The sequence below is a fragment of the Nitrospinota bacterium genome, from assembly GCA_016208975.1.
Lineage (GTDB): Bacteria > Nitrospinota_A > UBA7883 > UBA7883 > JACRLM01 > JACQXA01.
In genome coordinates this window covers 62,194-80,416 of the sequence record JACQXA010000002.1, presented here as the reverse complement: position 1 = coordinate 80,416, position 18,223 = coordinate 62,194, and the positions used below count along the sequence as shown (strand labels likewise).

General features: G+C 56.2%; 17 protein-coding genes. 1 reads left to right on the top strand and 16 read right to left on the bottom strand.

All coding sequences use genetic code 11. The annotated features are described in order from the left end of the window. The 4 genes from pyk to HY751_02025 all read right to left on the bottom strand — a co-directional run bounded on the left by pyk (position 1) and on the right by HY751_02025 (position 4,693). Entirely contained in the window at positions 1 to 1,437 is a 1,437-nt protein-coding gene (gene pyk / locus HY751_02040; GenBank protein MBI4665171.1) for a pyruvate kinase, read from the bottom strand. 249 nt (positions 1,438 to 1,686) lie between these two features. After that, positions 1,687 to 2,925 (bottom strand): MFS transporter, encoded by a 1,239-nt coding sequence (locus HY751_02035; protein MBI4665170.1) that lies wholly within the window; start codon positions 2,923 to 2,925, stop codon positions 1,687 to 1,689. Between the two features lie 174 nt (positions 2,926 to 3,099). Beyond that, entirely contained in the window at positions 3,100 to 4,356 is a 1,257-nt protein-coding gene (locus HY751_02030) for a DEAD/DEAH box helicase (GenBank protein ID MBI4665169.1), read from the bottom strand. A gap of 70 nt (positions 4,357 to 4,426) precedes the next feature. After that, positions 4,427 to 4,693, bottom strand: a complete 267-nt coding sequence (locus HY751_02025; GenBank protein MBI4665168.1) for an RNA-binding protein — start codon at positions 4,691 to 4,693, stop codon at positions 4,427 to 4,429. A 355-nt stretch (positions 4,694 to 5,048) separates the two neighbouring features. Here HY751_02025 and HY751_02020 point away from each other — a divergent pair, with 355 nt between their 5' ends. After that, a complete protein-coding gene (locus HY751_02020; GenBank protein ID MBI4665167.1) occupies positions 5,049 to 6,188 on the top strand; it encodes a glycosyltransferase family 4 protein in 1,140 nt (379 codons plus the stop codon). A gap of 4 nt (positions 6,189 to 6,192) precedes the next feature. On the opposite strand, the gene HY751_02015 is transcribed toward HY751_02020, so the two are convergent. The 12 genes from HY751_02015 to asnB form a co-directional block, all read right to left on the bottom strand. Beyond that, positions 6,193 to 6,918 carry a methyltransferase domain-containing protein gene (locus HY751_02015; GenBank protein MBI4665166.1) on the bottom strand — a complete coding sequence of 242 codons (726 nt, stop codon included), beginning with the start codon at positions 6,916 to 6,918 and terminating at the stop codon, positions 6,193 to 6,195. Positions 6,919 to 6,927: 9 nt separating this feature from the next. Further along, positions 6,928 to 8,034, bottom strand: coding sequence for a DegT/DnrJ/EryC1/StrS family aminotransferase (locus tag HY751_02010; protein MBI4665165.1), 1,107 nt, complete (start codon positions 8,032 to 8,034; stop codon positions 6,928 to 6,930). Between the two features lie 11 nt (positions 8,035 to 8,045). Continuing rightward, a complete protein-coding gene (locus HY751_02005) occupies positions 8,046 to 9,050 on the bottom strand; it encodes an NAD-dependent epimerase/dehydratase family protein (protein MBI4665164.1) in 1,005 nt (334 codons plus the stop codon). Beyond that, on the bottom strand, positions 9,028 to 9,972 hold the full coding sequence (locus tag HY751_02000; protein ID MBI4665163.1) for a glycosyltransferase family 2 protein: 945 nt from the start codon (positions 9,970 to 9,972) through the stop codon (positions 9,028 to 9,030). The genes HY751_02005 and HY751_02000 overlap by 23 nt, the downstream gene beginning before the upstream one ends. Before the next feature lie 125 nt (positions 9,973 to 10,097). Next, entirely contained in the window at positions 10,098 to 11,006 is a 909-nt protein-coding gene (locus HY751_01995; protein ID MBI4665162.1) for an NAD-dependent epimerase/dehydratase family protein, read from the bottom strand. Further along, positions 11,003 to 11,722, bottom strand: a complete 720-nt coding sequence (locus tag HY751_01990) for an NTP transferase domain-containing protein (protein ID MBI4665161.1) — start codon at positions 11,720 to 11,722, stop codon at positions 11,003 to 11,005. The genes HY751_01995 and HY751_01990 overlap by 4 nt, the downstream gene beginning before the upstream one ends. A gap of 10 nt (positions 11,723 to 11,732) precedes the next feature. Continuing rightward, positions 11,733 to 12,716 (bottom strand): GDP-mannose 4,6-dehydratase, encoded by a 984-nt coding sequence (locus HY751_01985; GenBank protein MBI4665160.1) that lies wholly within the window; start codon positions 12,714 to 12,716, stop codon positions 11,733 to 11,735. Positions 12,717 to 12,733: 17 nt separating this feature from the next. After that, positions 12,734 to 14,146, bottom strand: a complete 1,413-nt coding sequence (locus HY751_01980; protein ID MBI4665159.1) for a glycosyltransferase family 4 protein — start codon at positions 14,144 to 14,146, stop codon at positions 12,734 to 12,736. Positions 14,147 to 14,184: 38 nt separating this feature from the next. Further along, on the bottom strand, positions 14,185 to 14,502 hold the full coding sequence (locus tag HY751_01975) for a DUF86 domain-containing protein (GenBank protein ID MBI4665158.1): 318 nt from the start codon (positions 14,500 to 14,502) through the stop codon (positions 14,185 to 14,187). Beyond that, a complete protein-coding gene (locus HY751_01970; protein ID MBI4665157.1) occupies positions 14,499 to 14,789 on the bottom strand; it encodes a nucleotidyltransferase family protein in 291 nt (96 codons plus the stop codon). The genes HY751_01975 and HY751_01970 overlap by 4 nt, the downstream gene beginning before the upstream one ends. A gap of 217 nt (positions 14,790 to 15,006) precedes the next feature. Then, complete coding sequence (locus HY751_01965; GenBank protein ID MBI4665156.1) at positions 15,007 to 16,155, bottom strand: NAD-dependent epimerase/dehydratase family protein; 1,149 nt, start codon at positions 16,153 to 16,155, stop codon at positions 15,007 to 15,009. Between the two features lie 84 nt (positions 16,156 to 16,239). Then, on the bottom strand, positions 16,240 to 18,213 hold the full coding sequence (gene asnB, locus HY751_01960; protein MBI4665155.1) for an asparagine synthase (glutamine-hydrolyzing): 1,974 nt from the start codon (positions 18,211 to 18,213) through the stop codon (positions 16,240 to 16,242). Between the last annotated feature and the right edge of the window lie 10 nt (positions 18,214 to 18,223).

Below are 18,223 nucleotides of genomic sequence, written 5' to 3'. Positions count from 1 at the left end.
TCATGAACCGTTTATGGTTATCACCTCCACAATGTTGGTGGAGCCGGAAACCCAAAGCGGGTAACCGGCGGTAACTATTATCCTGTCCCCGGCCGCGCCCAGGCCGTTATCCCTGGCGAACCGCTCAGCGGTGCGGCAAAGCGTCCCCAAATCCTGTGTCTGGGGAATCAGCGCGGGTATGACGCCCCATGAAAGATTGAGCTTTCTGAATGTGTCTTCGTCGCATGTAAACCCTATGATGGGCATGGAAGGCCTGAAGCGGGAGATCATCCGCGCGGTGTGCCCGGTAAGGGTGGATGTGGCCAGACAGACCGCGCCCAATTTAAGCGCCAGGCCGCACGCGGCGCGGCTCATGGCCGCCTCGGTATCCTGCACGAACGCCGATTCCGGCTCGTCCATGTATTTGGCCGAATCGTAACTCTCCTCCGTTGCCCTGGCTATCATGTCCAAAGTGGTTACCGCCTCCACGGGGTAATCTCCGGCGGCGGTCTCCTCGGACAGCATCAGCGCATCTGTCCCGTCGAGGATGGCGTTGGCCGTGTCGGTGGCTTCGGCGCGGGTGGGCCTGGGGCTGTCTATCATGGAGCGTAACATCTGCGTGGCGGTGATAACCGGCTTTCCGGCCCTGCGGGCGGCTGTGATAACGCTTTTCTGGATTATGGGAAGCCTTTCGAAAGGGGTTTCAACCCCAAGGTCTCCCCGGGCCACCATGATCCCGTCCACCATTGGCAATATCTCGTTGAGGCTTTCCACGGCCTGGGGTTTCTCTATCTTGGCCAGCAACATGGGTTTGGCGCTTCGTGAGCGGGAGATGGCCTCCTTTACGGGGAGCAGATCCGCCACGCCGCGCACGAAGGAGAGGGCCACAAAATCCACGCCATTCATCAGGCCGAACTCCAGGTCCGCCTGGTCCTTCTTGGTGAACGCCGGTGTCCTGAGGTTGCACAGCGGCAGGTTCACCCCCTTGTGGGAGGTAAGTATCCCGCCGGTTATGGTGACGCACTTAAGCTTGCCCCCTTCTATGCGCTCCAACGCCAGTTCCACCAGCCCGTCGGCCAGCAGGATTTTGGAACCGGGGGAGACATCTTCGGCCAGGTATGCGTAATTGACGGGAATTTCGTTTCCCTCGGCGGTTTCTCCGGTTGTAAGCGTTACCGGTTGTCCCGGTTTTAGGATTATCTGGGGCGTCCGCAATTCCCCCAGCCTTATCTTGGGCCCGCCCAGGTCTTGCAGGATGCCGATGCGTTTTCCCGTCTGGGCGCTGGCCTGCCTGATGGCCGCTATGGAAAGCTTGTGATATTCATGGGTCCCGTGGGAGAAATTCAGCCTGGCCACGTTCATCCCGGCATGGGCAAGCTTTACGATCATTTCGAGGGAGGAGGAGGCGGGGCCGAGGGTGCAGATAATCTTTGTCTTGCGAATCCGGTGGTTGTCCATAGTCTTTGGAACCCCCTGTTTTGCGCTTGCAATCCGCTTATTCTAACAGGCGGGCGGGCTATTTGCCCGATAAAACGCCCCATGGTGGTGTCTCAGTTTGAATCCCAAATAATAGACAGATCCCTCACTTCGCTTGCGCTTCACCCAGGATGACAATGTTATCAACGGCTTTTATATTGTCTTTCTGGCCGTAAGTGAAGAATCTCCCCTGCACTTTCAAACCGGGACACTACCCGCCCCAAGGCCTGGTTAATGTTCCTCGAGGTAATTTAAATCCTTGTGGAACGTCTCCTCAAGCCTGAACAGGGCGTATATGGACAGGAACAGGCACACAAGCCCCACAAGGGCGGCGGAGTTGATGATGCCGAAATGCTCCTTGCCCATCTTGAACGAGTAAGTGATGGGTATCACCGTGCCCCGGATAAAATTGGGCACGGTGGAGGCCACGGTGGCGCGGAGGTTGGTGCCGAACTGCTCGGCGGCGATGGTGATGAACACGGCCCAGTAACCCACCGCCACGCCGATAATCCCGCACATGAAATAAAAGAATGAGGCGCTTATGCCGTCCAGCGACAAAAACACGGCTATCACAAAGCCGCACATCAGCTGGAACACCAGCACCACCTTTTTCCTGCTCCCCAGGTACTGGCTGGAAAAGCCGCTCACGAAGTCGCCAAAAATAAGGCCGATGTAACAGTACATGATCGCGTCGCCCGCGCTTACCGCTTCCGGCACGCTCATGGCCTTGGCGAACTCCGGCGAGAAGGTGATGATAACCCCCACGGTGAACCAGGTGGGAAGCCCTATCATGATGGAGTTCATATATTTGCCGAACCGCTCCCTGGACTTGAAGAGGCTCAGGAAATCCCCCTTCTTGACGCCGGAAGCCTCCATCTGCCGGAACATGCCGGACTCGAAGATGCTCACCCGCAGGATGAGAAGCAACATGCCAAGAATACCGCCGATTATATAGGCCGTGCGCCAGTCGAAATTCTTGGCCACAATGTTGGCCAGCACGGCGCCCGCCACCCCCACGGTGGCGATGACGGCGGTGCCGTAACCCCGCGACTTTTGCGGCAGGCTTTCCAGCACCAGCGTTACGCCCGCGCCCAGTTCCCCGGCCAGCCCCAGCCCGGCGATGAACCTGAGAATGGCGTAACTTTCTATGGAGTTTACGAAGGCGTTGGCGAAATTGGCCATGGAGTAGAGGAAGATGGAGCCGAAAAGTATTTTTATGCGCCCCTTTTTATCACCCAGAATGCCCCAGGCCAGGCCGCCTAAAAGCATCCCGCCCATCTGCATGTTCAGAAGGTACACACCCTCGTCCAGCAATGCCTGGCCCTCGAACCCTATGGCCTTCAGGCTTGGCACGCGCACGATGCCGAACAGGATAAGGTCGTAAATGTCCACGAAGTAGCCCAAGGCGGCCACAATAACCGGGATTGAGAAAAGACCCTGGGCCCACTTCCCGTTTTCAGAGACGGTCATTTGTAAATTGGTTCCGTAGAAGATGGTTGACTGGGGCTATTTTATACGGAGGAAGCTGGTTTGATGGGGGAAATTTAACCGTGCCCCGCCTTCAACGGGTATTACCCGTTGAAGAAGGCGGAACGCGGTTCCAGCCGGGCCGGTTATCGCAACATGCCCGGCTGGGAAAAAACGTTATCTGCCCGAACTTGGCCTGTAGCCAGCGCCGCTGTTGCGGGGTTTGAAACGGGAGTTCCGGTTGTAACCGCCGTAGTTGCGCGGTTCCTTCTGTCTGGGAGCGGCCACTTGCGCCGAATGGTGCGGATGGTCCTCGTCCACCGTGATGGGGATCCTTATAACCCGTTCGATGGCCCGCAGGATGGAGCGCTCCTCGCTGTCGCAAAGGGAGATGGCCGAACCGGCCTCGCCGGCGCGGGCTGTGCGCCCGATGCGATGCACGTAGCTCTCCGGCTCGTTGGGCATCTCGAAATTTATCACGTGGGTGACGCCTTTGATGTCAATCCCGCGGGAGGCGATGTCCGTGGCCACAAGCACCCTGGCGCGCCCGGCGGAGAAATTCTTAAGCGCCTTCATGCGCGCCGCCTGCGACTTGTTGCCGTGGATGGCCTCGGCGCTCACCATGTTGCGGTTCAGCTTTTCGGCGATGTTGTTGGCCTTGTGCTTCGTGCGGGTGAAAATCAGCGCCCGGAAGATGCCTTCATCTTTCAGAAGGTTCAACAGGGCGGCTTCCTTGTCGTGCCGCTCCACGAACATCACTTTCTGCTCCACCTTTTCGGCGGTGGACGAAACGGGGTTTACCTTCACGGAAACCGGGTCGTTCAACAGCTCGCCCGCAAGGCCGGTGACGGCAGGGGGCATGGTGGCGGAGAAAAACATGGTCTGCCGGTTGGAGGGCAGGGCCGAGATTATCTTGGTGACATCGGTTATGAAACCCATGTCCAGCATCCTGTCTGCCTCGTCGAGGACGAATATCTCAAGAGAGCCCAGCGAAACCACCCGCTGGCGCATAAGGTCCAGCAGGCGGCCGGGAGTGGCCACAAGGATGTCCGCGCCGCGGGAGATGGCCTTTATCTGGCCGCCCATTCCCACGCCGCCGTATACCACGGCCTGCCAAAGTTTTAGATGCCTGCCATAGGCGCGAACGCTGGTGTTTATCTGTTCGGCAAGTTCCCGGGTGGGTGTGAGGATGAGGGCGCGCGGCGCGTTCCTTTGCCCCTGGCGTTTTCCCTCGGTGAGGCGCTGGAGTATGGGAATGGCGAACGCGGCGGTTTTACCCGTGCCGGTTTGCGCGCAACCTAATATATCGCGGCCTTGTACGGCGTGCGGAATAGCCTGGGCCTGAATGGGCGTGGGCTGTTCGTGCTTTTCGTCACGCAAGGCGCGGAGAATGGGCTCAATAAGGCCCAATTCGGAGAACGAAGAAATGGTCATTTAGGGTGTTTCCAAAAAAAAGAGGTTGGGAAAGCCCCTTTCGGGGCTTATCCATGTGTGGGAGTGGTTACTACCAGGAGCGTCTTGGAGCGCGGGCTTTCCTCTGCTCGGCCTGATTCACCTTTATGGCGCGGCCCTGGAACTCTTTACCGTTGAGGTTCTTAATGGCCGCGTCGGCGTCGGAATTGTTCATTTCGACGAAAGCGAAACCACGGGACCTGCCGGTTTCACGGTCCTTAATCACGTTGACCGTCTCCACTTCGCCGAATTCTTCAAACAGCGAGCGCAGGTCATTTTCAGTAGCGGAGAAGGGGAGGTTTCCAACGAAGATATTCATGTACGATAGATCCTTAAAAAAAATAAAAATGTGAGACGAGGCGACTCGTAAGGTAAGCCCCGGCCCGTTGCCCAATCTTGGAAGGAAAATCTGAGGCAGGTTAATAGCGTCAGCTTCGGCCAAAATTTGGCGTCCAAACAACACCATCAGGTTAGCAGGTTTTTATAAAATGTACATAGCTATTTTTTGGGCGCCCCCGGAAAGGCCGTTTTGCCCCATTCGGCTATTGGCGGATTAATACCGGATAGGGTAGGGTATATCTGCGATTTACGCCGCGTTTGGCCGGAAACCGTCAACAGCTGGATAGGCTTGGAAAAATGAGGGAAAGCGCTGTTTTAACCTGCGGGGGCGGGGCATGAGCCTTCATCTGCCGCCCCTGTTGAAACGGGCTGTTCCGCTGGGGCTTAAGAAAAAGCTGAAGGCGGCTTTAGACTTTATCGAAGAAAGACGGTTCGCCGGGTCGCTGGCTGGCCGCCGGTTCACCCCGCCGAAAACAGGCCCGGCGGTAAATTATGGGGGCAAGGCCCCTTCCACCGGAGGGTTCCTGCATGGAGGCCGGGTGAAACTGGCCCATCTGGAAGAGGCCTACCCCGAGACGGACAATTTCAACATACTCTATTTGGTCAGTTCCGCCCTGCCGCCTCACGCCCATGTTCTGGCGGACTGGGCGGCGGATTGCGGCGCGAAGGTGGCGCTAAACCAGAACGGCGTGGGGTATCCCGGCTGGGCCGGACCGGATTATGACGAGATTAATATCCCCATGCGGGCGGTGATGGGCAAAGCCAATTATGTGGCTTATCAAAGCCGGTTCTGCCAGCAAAGCGCGGATAAATGGCTGATGAAACCTTCGTGCCCTGTGGAGGTTATCTATAACTGCGTGGACACGGATGTTTTCACCCCCCCGGCGGAACCGCTACCCGCCAGGCCCATAAGGCTATTGGCGGCGGGAAGCCATTACCAGGACTACCGCGTGATTTCCCTGCTTGCGGCCGGGGCGTTGCTGCTGAAAAAGGGGCTGGAGGTGGAAATCTGGGTGGCCGGTGGGCTTAAGTGGCCGGGGGCGGAGCAGGAGACGCGGAAATTGATAGATAACCTGAAACTCGATGGGCGCGTGAAGTTTTTGGGGGGATATACACAGAATCAGGCGGCGGATATTTACCGTTCCTGCCATATCCTTGTTCATTCAAAATACAACGACCCTTGCCCGACGGTGGTGATAGAAGCCATGGCCTGCGGATTGCCGGTGATAGGCTCCGCCAGCGGCGGGATGGGTGAGCTGGTGGGAGATTCAGCTGGCGCGCTGATAGATGTCCCGCAAAGCTGGGAGCGAACTTACTTCCCCGGCGCCAGCGAACTGGCCTCGGCGGTAGAGAAGGTAGCGGGCAATATCGAGGTCTTGTCGAAACAGTCGCGGGCTCGGGCGGTGGAACGGTTTGGTAAAGGCGAGTGGCTGGCGCGTCATGGCGCCATGTTCAACCGGCTACTGGCGGGATGATGTTTTATCCCTTCCTTGCCGCGCAGAACACCGACAGGCCGAAAGGAAACGTCACACCGAGCCGGATAAGCCGGTTCTCGAAGAACAGGATGTTTTTGAAAAATCCGTTCACTATCGCGGGCGGCAGGCCCAGGTCGGACTTTGGGTTTTTGGCCGGGAAAAACCTTTGGAACGTCCGCACCAGGAACGCGGGCGGGAACAGGAAAATGTTCCTGTAAGTGATCATATCTATTTTAAACCCGGCCGCCTCCAGCATGGTCTCCAGCTCTTTTTTGGTGAACCGGCGTTTTATATGCACGGCCCTGTCGTGATCGCCCCTCATAAACTCGAAGGCGGGCAGGTTTATTAAAAGCAGGCCGCCGGGTTTTAGCGTGGCGCGCATATCTTTAAGCGCTTTTAAGCCATCCGCCTCGTTTAGGTTGCAAAGCACATCCATGGAGACCGCCGCGTCGAAAGATGCGTTTTTGAAAGGAATGTCCGTTATCGAGGCCAGCGCCAGGTTTGGGGCGTTTCTTTTTCTCGAAAGTTTTATGGCGTCGGGGGAGAAATCGAATCCAACAGGTTTGAGGTCGGCCAGAATGTCCAACAGTTTGCCGGTTCCACATCCCGCGTCCAGCATTTTTATGGGAGCCTCGCTTCGTATCATGGTCTCCGCCAGGTTGTGGAGCCCCTGATACCACCAGTGTCCCTCCTCCACGAGGAACATGGTTTCGTACTCTCTTACTTCCATGGCGCGGGTTTACCGGAAAGAGCGGATGGTATCGGCCACATAGGCCACATCCGTTTCTTCCAATTCCGGGTAGATGGGGAGCGACAGTATTTCGCCCGCCAGTTTTTCCGCCACCGGAAAACTCCCGGCGGAATACCCCAGCCCCTCGAATGCTTTCTGCAAATGGCAAGGTTTTGGGTAATGGATCATGGTATGGACCCCGTGGGCCGACAGATGGACCGCCAGCGCGTCCCGTTTTGCGGTTTTTATCACGTACAGGTGATACACGCTTTTTGCGCGCCCGTCATCGGCGGGAGTTGTTATCCAGTCCAGACCGGCCAGCGACTCGCTATATAGCGCCGCCAGTTTGCGCCGCCGGGCGTTCCACCCGTCCAGCCGCTTGAGCTTCACGTTCAGGATGGCCGCCTGAATCTCGTCCAGCCTGCTGTTGATGCCGGGCATGACGTTGTTGAATTTGGATTCCTCGCCGTAATTGCGGATCATCCGGGCCAGCCGGGCGGTTTCATCGTCATTGGTGATTATCATTCCGCCGTCACCGTAGGCGCCAAGGTTCTTTGTCGGGTAGAAACTGAAACAACCGGCGTCGCCCATAGCGCCGGCCTTGTGGTTTAAAAATTCCGCCCCGGTGGCCTGGGCCACATCTTCCACCACTTTCAGGCCGTACTTGGCGGCCAGGGTGTTGATAGGCTCCATATCCGCCGGGCGACCGTAGAGATGCACGGGGATGACGGCTTTGGCCTTGCGGCCTTTGCCGTTGGCCAGGCGCTCTTCCAGCTTTGCCGGATCCATAAGAAAAGTTCCGGGATCCACATCCACGAACGCGGGCGTGGCCCCGGCGGATACTATGGCGCAAACCGTGGGGGTGGCGGTGTTGGGAGCGGTGATCACCTCGTCGCCGGGTTTTATGCCGAGGGCCAACAGGGCGACTTGCAGAGCCTCGGTTCCCGAAGCCACGCCTACCGCGTGGGCGGCGCCGTTGTATCCGGCGAAAGCCCGCTCGAAGGAGGCCACCTCCTGGTCCAATATATATCGGCCCCGGGCCAAGGTTGTTTGGATGGCGGAATTTATCTCCCCGCTTAACGAACTGTATTGCCGGGAAAGCTCAAAGAAAGGGATGGTTGGCTGGCTCACCAGTACATCCCTTTATGTTCCATATAATACTCCACGGTTTTTTGAACCCCGGTTTTAAGCGGTGTTTTGGGGCTCCAGCCGACGACTCTTTTTATCTTGCCGATGTCCGAGTAAAAATCGCCCGGCTCCAGGGTTGCACGCTCGGCGGAAAAGGGGGTGAGCTTCCACCGGCCTTTCCCCGCCGCGTTTACCGCCGCCTCCGCCAGGTCGCGGAAACAGCTTACCTCGTCGCTCCCCAAGTTGAAAAGCTGGCCGTAAGCCTCGTCCAGCGCCGCGCACATCAATATGGCCTCCACGGTGTCGTCCACATACAGGAAATCCCGCTTCAACGAACCGTCGCCGAAAACCTGTATGGTCTCATCGTCTATGGCAAGACGTATGAACCAGTTGGCCACGCCGAACCGGTTGTGACGCATCTGGGCCCGGGGGCCGTATATATTCGTGAGCCGGAGCGTTACCGATTTTATGCCGTGGTTATCGTTATATATCTTGAACAACTGCTGGGCGGTGAGGCTGGACAGCTCGTAGATGCCCTTGGGATTCAGCGGCGCGTTCTCGTCCACCGGCAAATGGGTGGCGGGGCCGTATTCGCCCCGGGTGCCGGTATATATAAGCCTGGCGGAAGGGTTGTGGCTCTTGCAGGCCTCCAGCAAGACCGCCGCGCCTTTTATGTTTATGTCTATGTCGGAAAATGGGTCTTGCAGGCTTTTCACATGGTCGTTCTGCCCGGCGAGGTGGAAGATATAGTCCTGGCCGGTCACAAGATATTTGGTTGTGTGTTCGTCCCTGATGTCGCAAAAGTTTATCTTAACGTCATCCTTAACCGGCTCGATGTTGAACAGGTTGCCGCCGTGGCCGTCCAGCATGGCGTCCAGAATGGTGACATGCGCGCCCAGCTCCACAAGCTTGACGGCCAGGTTGCCGCCGATAAAGCCCAGGCCGCCGGTGATAAGGGCGTTTTTACCCCCGAAACGGGCTTTAAGGTCGCTTGCCGGTTCCATGGGCGCTTTTTACCACATACTGCGGGATGTTGTTGATGGTCAGAAAAATCCTGCCCACATATTCCCCCAGCACGCCTATTATGATGAGCTGTACGCCGGAGAAAATAAGGATGGTGGTGGCGATGAAAGCCCATCCCAGCGGTGTACCCGGGTAAAAAATCTTCTCGATTACTATCTCCGCGCACAAGATGAAACCTAATCCGCTGAGCAAAAACCCCATGATGAGGCTTGTACGCAACGGGATGATGGAAAAGTTGAAGAACAGGCTGAGCCACAAACGCACAAGTTTCTTGAAGGTATAGCCCGACTCGCCGCTGGCGCGCTCCTCGTGCCGCGCCATGACCACGCCGATATTCCGGGTGATGTTGAGGGCGATGCCGTCTATGTAAGGGAATGGGCCTTTGTAGGAAATTATCTCCCGCACGGCCATCCGGCTTAAACATTTGAAGCTGGAGAGGTAAAGGTCTTTCGGCTTGTCCAGCATGTAATTGGCCACAGCGTCGTTGAACCGGCTTCCGAGGTTTCTGAACCAATGGTGTTTTTTATCTTCGTACTGGGAATAAACGATGTCGAAATCCCCCTCCAGCGCTTTTTCCAACAGCTTGGGGGCCTCCTCCGGGGGGTTCTGGAAATCATCGTCCATTATGATGACGTAATCGCCGCCGGCGTGGTTCAAACCCGCCATCACGGCGTTGTGCTCGCCGAAATTCCGGGCCAGCCGTATATACTTTACGGTGTCCGGGTGTTTCTCGTGGGACTCCAGGCATACGGCGTGGCTGTTGTCCGGGCTGGCGTCGTTAACTAACACTATCTGCAACCGTCTGCCAGCGAAAACCGATATCAACCGCTCCACCAGAGGGCCGATGGTTTTTTCACCCCGGTAAACCGGGATGACCACGCTTACGAGAGGGTTCTCAGCCATTGCCATCAATTACGTTAGACACGGAAACCAAAGTTAACATAATGCACCTTATCGGAAGTTATATGTAATTTGCTGGCTAAACAGCATTTTGCCGGTGTAGCGTTTTTCGCCAGTAAAAATCCCGCTCATTTTATCAAATGGGAAAGAATATCCCCCAGGGTATCGTTCACTGTCCGCAACGACCGGGGCTCAATGACGCCGAAAAGTTTTTTTGTGGAGCCGTAATGGGCCGGAACGTCCACGGGTTTTAACAGCGCCGGGTCTTCCACCACTTCAATTTTCTTCCCGGCGATTTCAAGAAGCGTTTTCAACATATCGGCAATTTTCACCGCCGAGCCCGAACAGACGTTTACAACCTGCCCACAAGCTTTTGGGCTATTGGCCAACTCCCAGTAAATATCCACCACGTCTCGCGCATCTATAAAATCCCGGGAACTGGCCAGATTGCCCACCTTGATAACAGGCTCTCTCCGGCCCTTTATTATTTCCGCTATCTGGCTGGCGAACGCCTGTACCACAATATGGCCCGGCATTTCGGGGCCGATTATGTTGAATGGCCGGGCCACAACAACCTTAAGCTTATGCGCCGCCGACAACCCGGCCAACGTCTGGGCCAGTTTGCTTATGCCGTAATGGTTGTAAGGTTTTGGCGCGGTATCTTCTGTTATGGGCAGTTGATCCGCCGTAACGTTGCCATATTCAGCGGATGTGCCCGCCAGAAGGATGGGTGCGCTATTCATTCCCAGAGAAGCCATGGAGTGAAGGATCGCCACGGCGAACTGGCAGTTCACCTTGTAAAACAGCGTGGGATCCCCGGCTGTCACCACTCCCGCCAGGTGGAACACGTAATCCGGCGCGATGGCCCGCAACATTGCCTCCACGGCCTTGCTGTCGGCCACATCGGATAGATGGAAATGTTTTTCCGGGCCGGTCCTTCGCGTTCCCGCGGTGTAAACATCCAGCCCGCGGCCCTGGAGGCTTTTGACGAGGCGCCGTCCGCAAAACCCGCCCGCGCCGGTTACCAGGGCTTTCATTTCCCGTTGGGGAAAAATTCCGCCTTGCGGGACTCGAAAATCTCCGTGGCGGCCTGATAATCGTCCACACGGCCGATGTCCAGCCAGAAACAGGGCTCGTGATGGAGCATTACCGGCTCCCCCGCCTCGTGAAGTTTCATCATCAGCTCAGGGATGTCCATCCGCTGGTTGACAGGCAGATGGGGGAGAACCTTGTCCCGCGATAAAACGTTCACCCCCATGCTCACGGTGAAATGATAGGTTGGTTTCTCTATGTATCGTTCCAGCCGGTTGTCCTTGCCCCCTTCCAGAACGCCGAAATCTATCTTCACTTCCCGGTTGAAGGTACTGATAGTGGCCGCCGCTTTCCGGGCCTTGTGATTGCCCATAAGCCGGGCGTAATCCAGCGTTGTCAGCACGTCGCCGTTCATCACCAGGAAATCTTCTTTCAGCTTGTCCGCCGCCATGGCTATGGGGCCTGCGGTGCCAAGCTCTTTTTCCTCGAAGGAGTAATGGATGTTCACCCCGAACCGGCTACCGTCCTGGAAAAACGCCTCGAACAGATGGCTCATATGCCCCACCGCCAGGATTATCTCGTTAAACCCGGCCTGCTTGAGCTGGCGCAGGATAATCTCCAGAATCGGGTAATCGCCCACGGGCATAAGCGGTTTGGGAAGAACCGTGGTGTATGGCCGTAGCCGTGTTCCCTTCCCGCCCGCTAAAATTATGGCTTGCATCTATCCACCCTCATAGCATGTAGGCGCCGGGCCGGTAAAAATTCTGGTTGGCCCGGACGAATTCTATGGTTTCCGCAAGACCCTGTTTCAGGGAATATGCCGGTTTCCAGCCTGTGAGCTTTTCGGCCTTGGCGTTGCCGCAGATCAATTTATAAACCTCGCTTTTCGCCGGGCGGATCCTTGATTTGTCCTCTATTACCGGTTTATCCAGCCCCATGATAGCCAGTATTTCCGCCGCCAGGTCGCCAATGGTGATGCCGGAGCCCATACCGATGTTTATCACCTGTCCCACGGCGTCGTCGGATTTGGCCACGCTGATAAAGCCGCGAACGGTGTCTTTCACAAATGTCAGGTCCCGCACAGGATCCAGCGACCCTAAATGTATCTCATCACGGTAAAGCGCCTGGCTGATTATGGTGGGGATGACGGCCCTGCCCGACTGGCGCGGCCCAAAGGTGTTGAACGGCCTGATGGTGGCCACCGGCAGGTTGAACGAAAGAAAATAACTCTCCGCCAGCTTGTCCGCCCCTATCTTGGATGCCGAATAGGGGGATTGCCCTTGCAGAGGATGGTCTTCATCTATGGGAGCGTATTGGGCGGTGCCGTATGTCTCCGATGTGGAGGTGTGAACCACCCGCGCCACTTGATGGTTCCGCGCTGATTCCAGAACGTTCAGGGTTCCTTCCACGTTGGCTCGCATATAGCTTCGAGGCGCCACGTATGAGTATGGAATGGCGATAAGGGCCGCCAGGTGGAAGATGATATCTTTGCCGGCCACTTGACGGGAGACGAAATCCCCATCCTCGATATTCCCGGCCACCACGTGGAGCCTGGCCTTTTTATCGGCGGGCAGAAACTCCAGGTTCCCCCAGTCCGCCCGTGAGGTATAGCGGATCATGGCGGTTACGCTGGCCCCGGCGTCCACCAGAGCCTCGCACAGATGGCTTCCAATGAACCCGCCAGCCCCGGTGACCAATACATTTTTATTTTTCAATCGTTCCTCCGGCAGTCCTAGCCTTCGCCATTATAAATGCGTAAAACCGTCTCCGTCATCTTCTCAATGGAAAATTTTGCGGCGGATTTTGCCCCTTCCTGACCCAGACGGCGTTTTAAACCGGGGTCTTTCAATATTTTCGCCAGCGCCTCGCCCATGGCGTTACTGTCGCCCACAGGGGCCAGTATGCCGGTTACGCCGTTTTCGATTACTTCCGGTATGCCGCCTACGCTAGTGGCTACCACCGGCGTGCCCATATATTGCGATTCGAGAATGACGGTGGGGATACCCTCCATTTCCGAGGCCACAAGCACTGCGTCACAGGCTTTCATGAGGGAATAAACGTCGTCATGCCAGCCAAGATACATCACAACGTCGTGAAGCCCTTGGCTGACGATGGCTTTTGAAAAATCCACCGCCAGCGGCCCCGTGCCAGAGACAACCGCCCGCGCGACGGGAACCAGCTCCCGCGCTTTTTTTACGGCGTTAAGAAAATCGAACGGGCGTTTTTCCGGAGACATGCGGAACACCCCGCCTATCAGTGGCTCACCGGCTTTGGCATTTATGGATTCCCGGAACCGCGCGGACTTATTATCATCCACATCGTTTAAGGCTGTAAAATCCATCCCGTTATGGATAACGGTTATCCTGTCGGCGTCAATTTCCAGCCATTGGGCGTAATCCTCCGCGCCGCATCTGGAGTTGTTGGTGAATGTCACCCGGCCGCTTTGCAGGAGCGTGCTGTACCAAGGTTTATGCCATGGCGCGCGGATGTGCGGAAAGTGGGATGGGTTTAAACTGTGGGCGCTCATGACGATTCTGGGAACGCCAGTCATGAGCCCCGCCAGAGCGCCGATGACATTCGCGTCGTCCAGCCAGCAATGCAGGACATCGGGTTTTATACGCGCAAGCTCCAGCGCCAGCGCGTAAACGTATTTGGACAGATACGGCGGAACAAGCATTACCCAATCATCGGCGATGGATGAAAGCTCCTTCGCCAAAACAGGCCGGGGCATGCGGCATTCCACACCAAGCTTTTCCAGCGCGGGTTTGTAATGGGCGGCTGGCCCCGATAACGGCGACGATGTTAGGGTTGTTATTTTTGAACCTAGCCCTGTGAGTCTTTCCGCCAGATAGAAAAGCTGTTTCTCCGCCCCGCCGCAACCAAGCTGGCCGATGTAATTGACGATGACGAGTTCCGCCGGGTATTTAAGGCTTGCGCCATGCCGGGTGGCGTTATCCTGCGCTATTTTTTTAGCGGCCAGCGTGATGGCTATGGATTTATTTCCTGAAACGGATTCGAACAAACCCGCCCCCAGAGCGCGTTCGTGACGCATATCTTGCGCCGCGAAATAGCAGGACTTAACCGTGTCCTGCAACGAGGGGGGAACGCTCCGGTAGATGCTTTTAAGGAGGCGGAATAAATTCATTTAAGAAGAAACAGTGGATTTCGGCGGTTTAAAATAAATCAGGATTGCAGATTTGCCTTTAATAAAGCCAAGTCGTTCTCCACGACAGACCATACCACGTCGCTATCAAGGCCGAAGTAGCCGTGTTCAAGGATATTCCGCATACCGGTAATATTACGCCACTGGATGGATGGATACTTTGCCTTTGTGGTGTCTGATATATTGCTGGCGGCTTCACCCATTATTTGCAGGTGATAAATAACCCAAGTCTGGATCAGTTCGTTATTTTCAAAAGACGTTTTTCCACCGCCGGAATACTTTTCAATTTTTCCCATGGCCTCCGGAATATCCAATAAACGCTGGTGGTCATCTCTCATATGGGAACGGCTTCTCTGTAAATCCTGTCCTTTATTCGGGGGCGCACCCCTTTTTCGGTGACAATATCAATTTTCCGGCCTAGCAAATCCTGAAGATCCATTTGCATTCCGCCAAGATCAAGCAGGCTACGCCCTTCTTCCAGCTCCACCAGGAAATCCACATCGCTGTCGGGTAGCTCCTCCCCCCGCGCCACCGACCCAAACAAGCGGATCCCGCGCGCCCCATGCTCCCGGGCTATCCGGAGGATGTCATCCCGTTTTTGTATTAAAAGCGCCTTTGTGTTCATGATTTATTAATGATTGTAGTGTCTCAGTTTGAAAGTACAGGGGAGATTCTTCACTTACGCTCAGAATGACAATATAAAAGCCGTTGATAACATTGTCATCCTGAGCGAAGCGCAAGCGAAGTGAAGGATCTGTCCATTATTTGAGATGCAAACTGAGACACAACCTAAAATCCACCCGGAGCCAGGCGCCAGAAAAGCCGGACTGGAAAAATACTGGTCACGACCATCTCATGCGCGGCATGATTTTCGATTTGTCTATCCTGTCCTTGTATTTGGCTACCCGTTCCAGCATTCCGGCCACCACATCGTCGGTCATGTAATTGGGCTGTAACCCAAGCTCCAGAAGGCCGCTGTGTTTGGCGTTGTAATAATGCTCCTCTTTTTCCTTACGGGGGTTTTCAATGTTGGCCACTTTCACGTTCAGCCCCAGCCGGTTCCCCACCGAGGCCACTTTTTCCGCCAGCTGGTTCACCGAGAAAAGCTCGGTGAACTGGTTTAGTATGCGCAATTCCCCTTTGCCCACCGGATTGGCCATGGCCAGGTCCACGCACTGGAGGGTGTCGTTTATGTTCAAATACCCACGGGTCTGGCCACCTTTTCCGTAAATTGTAAGCGGTATGCCAGCCACGGCCTGGGTGATGAACCGGTTCACCACGGTGCCGAAAATATCGTCGTAATGGAAATTGGGTATCAGCTGTTCATCCATGTCCGCCAACGGCGTTGACAGGCCGTAAACCGGCCCCTGCATAAGGTCTGTAACGCGGATGCCGTAAGCTCTCACGTAGAACCACAGCAGGTCCGTATCCAGCACTTTGGTGGTGTGATAGAGCGACCCTGCCTGGCGGGGGTACAGAAACTTTTCGTTCCTGCCGTTATGGGCAATGTCTATCCAGCCCTCTTCGATGTCTATGTTGGGGGTGCCGTATTCCCCCATGGTGCCCAGCTTTATTATGTGGCAGTCCGGCGCGTGCTTCATAACGCACCAGATTAGGTTGAACGTGGTGTTCACGTTGTTGTTCAGCGTGCGCCGGGCCTCGTTGAACCCCAGCATGGAATAGGGGGCCGAGGGTTGCTCGGCGTAATGCACCACCGCTTCCGGGCAAAACCCGGCGAAAACCCGCGACAGCTCCATGTAATCGGCGCAATCACCGATTACCACTTTTACGCTTTTCCCGGTGACGCTTTTAAAAATGTCCGCCCGGGCGTTGAGGTTCGGGTTGGGCATGAGCGCTTCGGAGCTTGTTTCCCGCGCCATGTTACGGCGGAGGTAATTGTCCATGACAACTACGTCGTGCCCGTTATTGGCGAACATCATGGCCGTGGGCCAGCCAAGATAACCGTCCCCGCCCAAAATCATCACTCGCATAGTAAGCGCCCTTAAAACGGTATGAGTATAGACAGTGAAAATACAGCAGTTGGTTTAGACCAGGGCAAGAAACGCCCGGCCAGTTTATTTTACGTGGTGATTATAACCGTTTAACCACGCCTGGAACATAAGAATGTTCCATAGGGCGTAATGCCAGTTGCGCCTGCCGGAAACGTGCTCTTCCCACTGGCGGCGGATGGGCCCCGGATTGAAATAACCATCTTCCCTCAACTTCTTTTCGCTCAACAGCTCTTCGCCCCATTCCCGCAACGGCCCGCGAAGCCACACGTCTATGGGCATCCCGAAACCCATTTTGGGGCGTTCGATGAGCTCTTGCGGCACATGGCGGTAAAGGACTTTGCGCAGAAGCCATTTGCCATTGCCATCTTTTATCTTTGCGGCTGTGGAAAGCCTGGCGGCAAACTCCACCACGCGATGATCCAGCAAAGGCGCCCGGGCCTCCAGGCTTACGCCCATGCTGGCCCTGTCCACTTTCACCAGGATGTCGTCGGGCAAATAGGTGATGATGTCCATATACATCATCTGGCGCGTAAAATCCGCCGTGTTGACGAAACTCGAACTGTCATCCAAAGCCGTGGGCGGTTCCGTGGCGCCGATGGCTATTTCCGCAGGGTTTTTGTAATGGGACACCAGCCAGCGGTATATATCCATGGGGCCGGAGAGGGACAAAATGTCCGCCAGTTTATACAGTTTGTCCACCGGGTTTGTGACACGGGCTGTTTTGGGCAGGATGAATTCCGCCATGCCATATAAAGCCCCCAAGACGCCCGGCGGCGCGGAGGCGATGATCCCGGCCATTACTTTTCTTGCCCCCCGGGGAGCCAAGCGCATTTTACGCCAGATGGACATGGCCCAGATGTACCTGTTGTACCCGCCGAAACTTTCGTCCCCCCCGTCGCCGGAGAGGGCCACGGTTACTTTCCGCCGCGCCAGTTTTGATACAAGAAATGTGGGTATCTGCGACGAATCGGCGAAAGGCTCGTCGTAGATTGAGGGCAAATCGGGTATCACCCCCATGGCCTCTTCCGGCGTGACGTATAATTCCGTGTGGTCCGTGCGCAAGCGCCGGGCCACGGCCTGGGCGTGAACCGCCTCGTTGTAACCTTCCTCGTTAAATCCGATGGTGAAGGTTTTCACCGGTTGGGCGCTCTGGGCCTGCATCAGCGCCACCACCAGTGACGAGTCTATACCCCCCGACAAAAACGCGCCCAGGGGCACGTCGCTTATCATCCTTATCTTCACCGCGTCTAACAGGAGCTTTTCGAGGTTATCTAAAAGCTCGCTCTCCGGCGCGTCGAACAGGCAGGTTTCGGCGGAGTCGAACACGGTTTTGGCCGACCAGTACGGTTCCGGAGCCGGGGCGGCCGCCTGCGAAAACGGATTTTCAAACGTGACGATATGGCCGGGCCGTAGCTTGTGGATGCCTTTGAATATGGAATAAGGCGACGGCACATAGTTGTGCCGCAGGAACAAGGCCAGCGCGCCCCGGTCTATTTCCGAGCGGAAGCCGGGCCAGGCCATGAGCGCCTTCATTTCCGAGGCGAACAGGAAGGCCCCGTTCATCCAGCCGTAATAGAGCGGTTTTTTGCCGATGCGGTCTCTGGCTAGCGTCAATGTCCGTTCTTGCCTGTCCCACAGGGCGAAGGCGAACATGCCGTTGAATTTCTCCAGCGCTTTTTTTACCCCATACCGCTCCATGGCGGCCAGCATCACCTCGGTGTCCGAATGGCCGCGCCATTTTACGGGGCCGCTAGTTTCCAGTTCCCGGCGGACATCGGCGAAATTGTACACCTCGCCGTTGTAGGCGATGACGTACCTTCCGGACGCGGATTCCATGGGCTGGGCCCCGGCGGGCGAGAGGTCTATGATGGACAGGCGCCGGTGACCCAGGGCCACTTGCATTGGTTCGTCCACCCATGCTCCGCCCGCGTCGGGGCCGCGTTTTATCATGGCCCCGGCCATGCCTTCCACCTTGCGCGCCAGTTCTTTAGCGTTGTCCGCGCCGGAGGGATTAATGAACCCTGTTATGCCGCACATTTATTGAAAC

Excerpts from the sequence above, each read along its gene's own strand:
- HY751_01980 (MBI4665159.1), bottom strand. The coding sequence starts at position 14,146 with ATGAATTTATTCCGCCTCCTTAAAAGCATCTACCGGAGCGTTCCCCCC.
- HY751_01990 (MBI4665161.1), bottom strand. The coding sequence starts at position 11,722 with ATGCAAGCCATAATTTTAGCGGGCGGGAAGGGAACACGGCTACGGCCA.
- HY751_02005 (MBI4665164.1), bottom strand. The coding sequence starts at position 9,050 with ATGGAACCGGCAAGCGACCTTAAAGCCCGTTTCGGGGGTAAAAACGCC.
- HY751_02000 (MBI4665163.1), bottom strand. The coding sequence starts at position 9,972 with ATGGCTGAGAACCCTCTCGTAAGCGTGGTCATCCCGGTTTACCGGGGT.
- HY751_02025 (MBI4665168.1), bottom strand. The coding sequence starts at position 4,693 with ATGAATATCTTCGTTGGAAACCTCCCCTTCTCCGCTACTGAAAATGAC.
- HY751_01970 (MBI4665157.1), bottom strand. The coding sequence starts at position 14,789 with ATGAACACAAAGGCGCTTTTAATACAAAAACGGGATGACATCCTCCGG.
- HY751_01965 (MBI4665156.1), bottom strand. The coding sequence starts at position 16,155 with ATGCGAGTGATGATTTTGGGCGGGGACGGTTATCTTGGCTGGCCCACG.
- HY751_02030 (MBI4665169.1), bottom strand. The coding sequence starts at position 4,356 with ATGACCATTTCTTCGTTCTCCGAATTGGGCCTTATTGAGCCCATTCTC.
- HY751_02015 (MBI4665166.1), bottom strand. The coding sequence starts at position 6,918 with ATGGAAGTAAGAGAGTACGAAACCATGTTCCTCGTGGAGGAGGGACAC.
- HY751_01975 (MBI4665158.1), bottom strand. The coding sequence starts at position 14,502 with ATGAGAGATGACCACCAGCGTTTATTGGATATTCCGGAGGCCATGGGA.
- pyk (MBI4665171.1), bottom strand. The coding sequence starts at position 1,437 with ATGGACAACCACCGGATTCGCAAGACAAAGATTATCTGCACCCTCGGC.
- HY751_02035 (MBI4665170.1), bottom strand. The coding sequence starts at position 2,925 with ATGACCGTCTCTGAAAACGGGAAGTGGGCCCAGGGTCTTTTCTCAATC.
- HY751_02020 (MBI4665167.1), top strand. The coding sequence starts at position 5,049 with ATGAGCCTTCATCTGCCGCCCCTGTTGAAACGGGCTGTTCCGCTGGGG.
- asnB (MBI4665155.1), bottom strand. The coding sequence starts at position 18,213 with ATGTGCGGCATAACAGGGTTCATTAATCCCTCCGGCGCGGACAACGCT.
- HY751_01995 (MBI4665162.1), bottom strand. The coding sequence starts at position 11,006 with ATGAAAGCCCTGGTAACCGGCGCGGGCGGGTTTTGCGGACGGCGCCTC.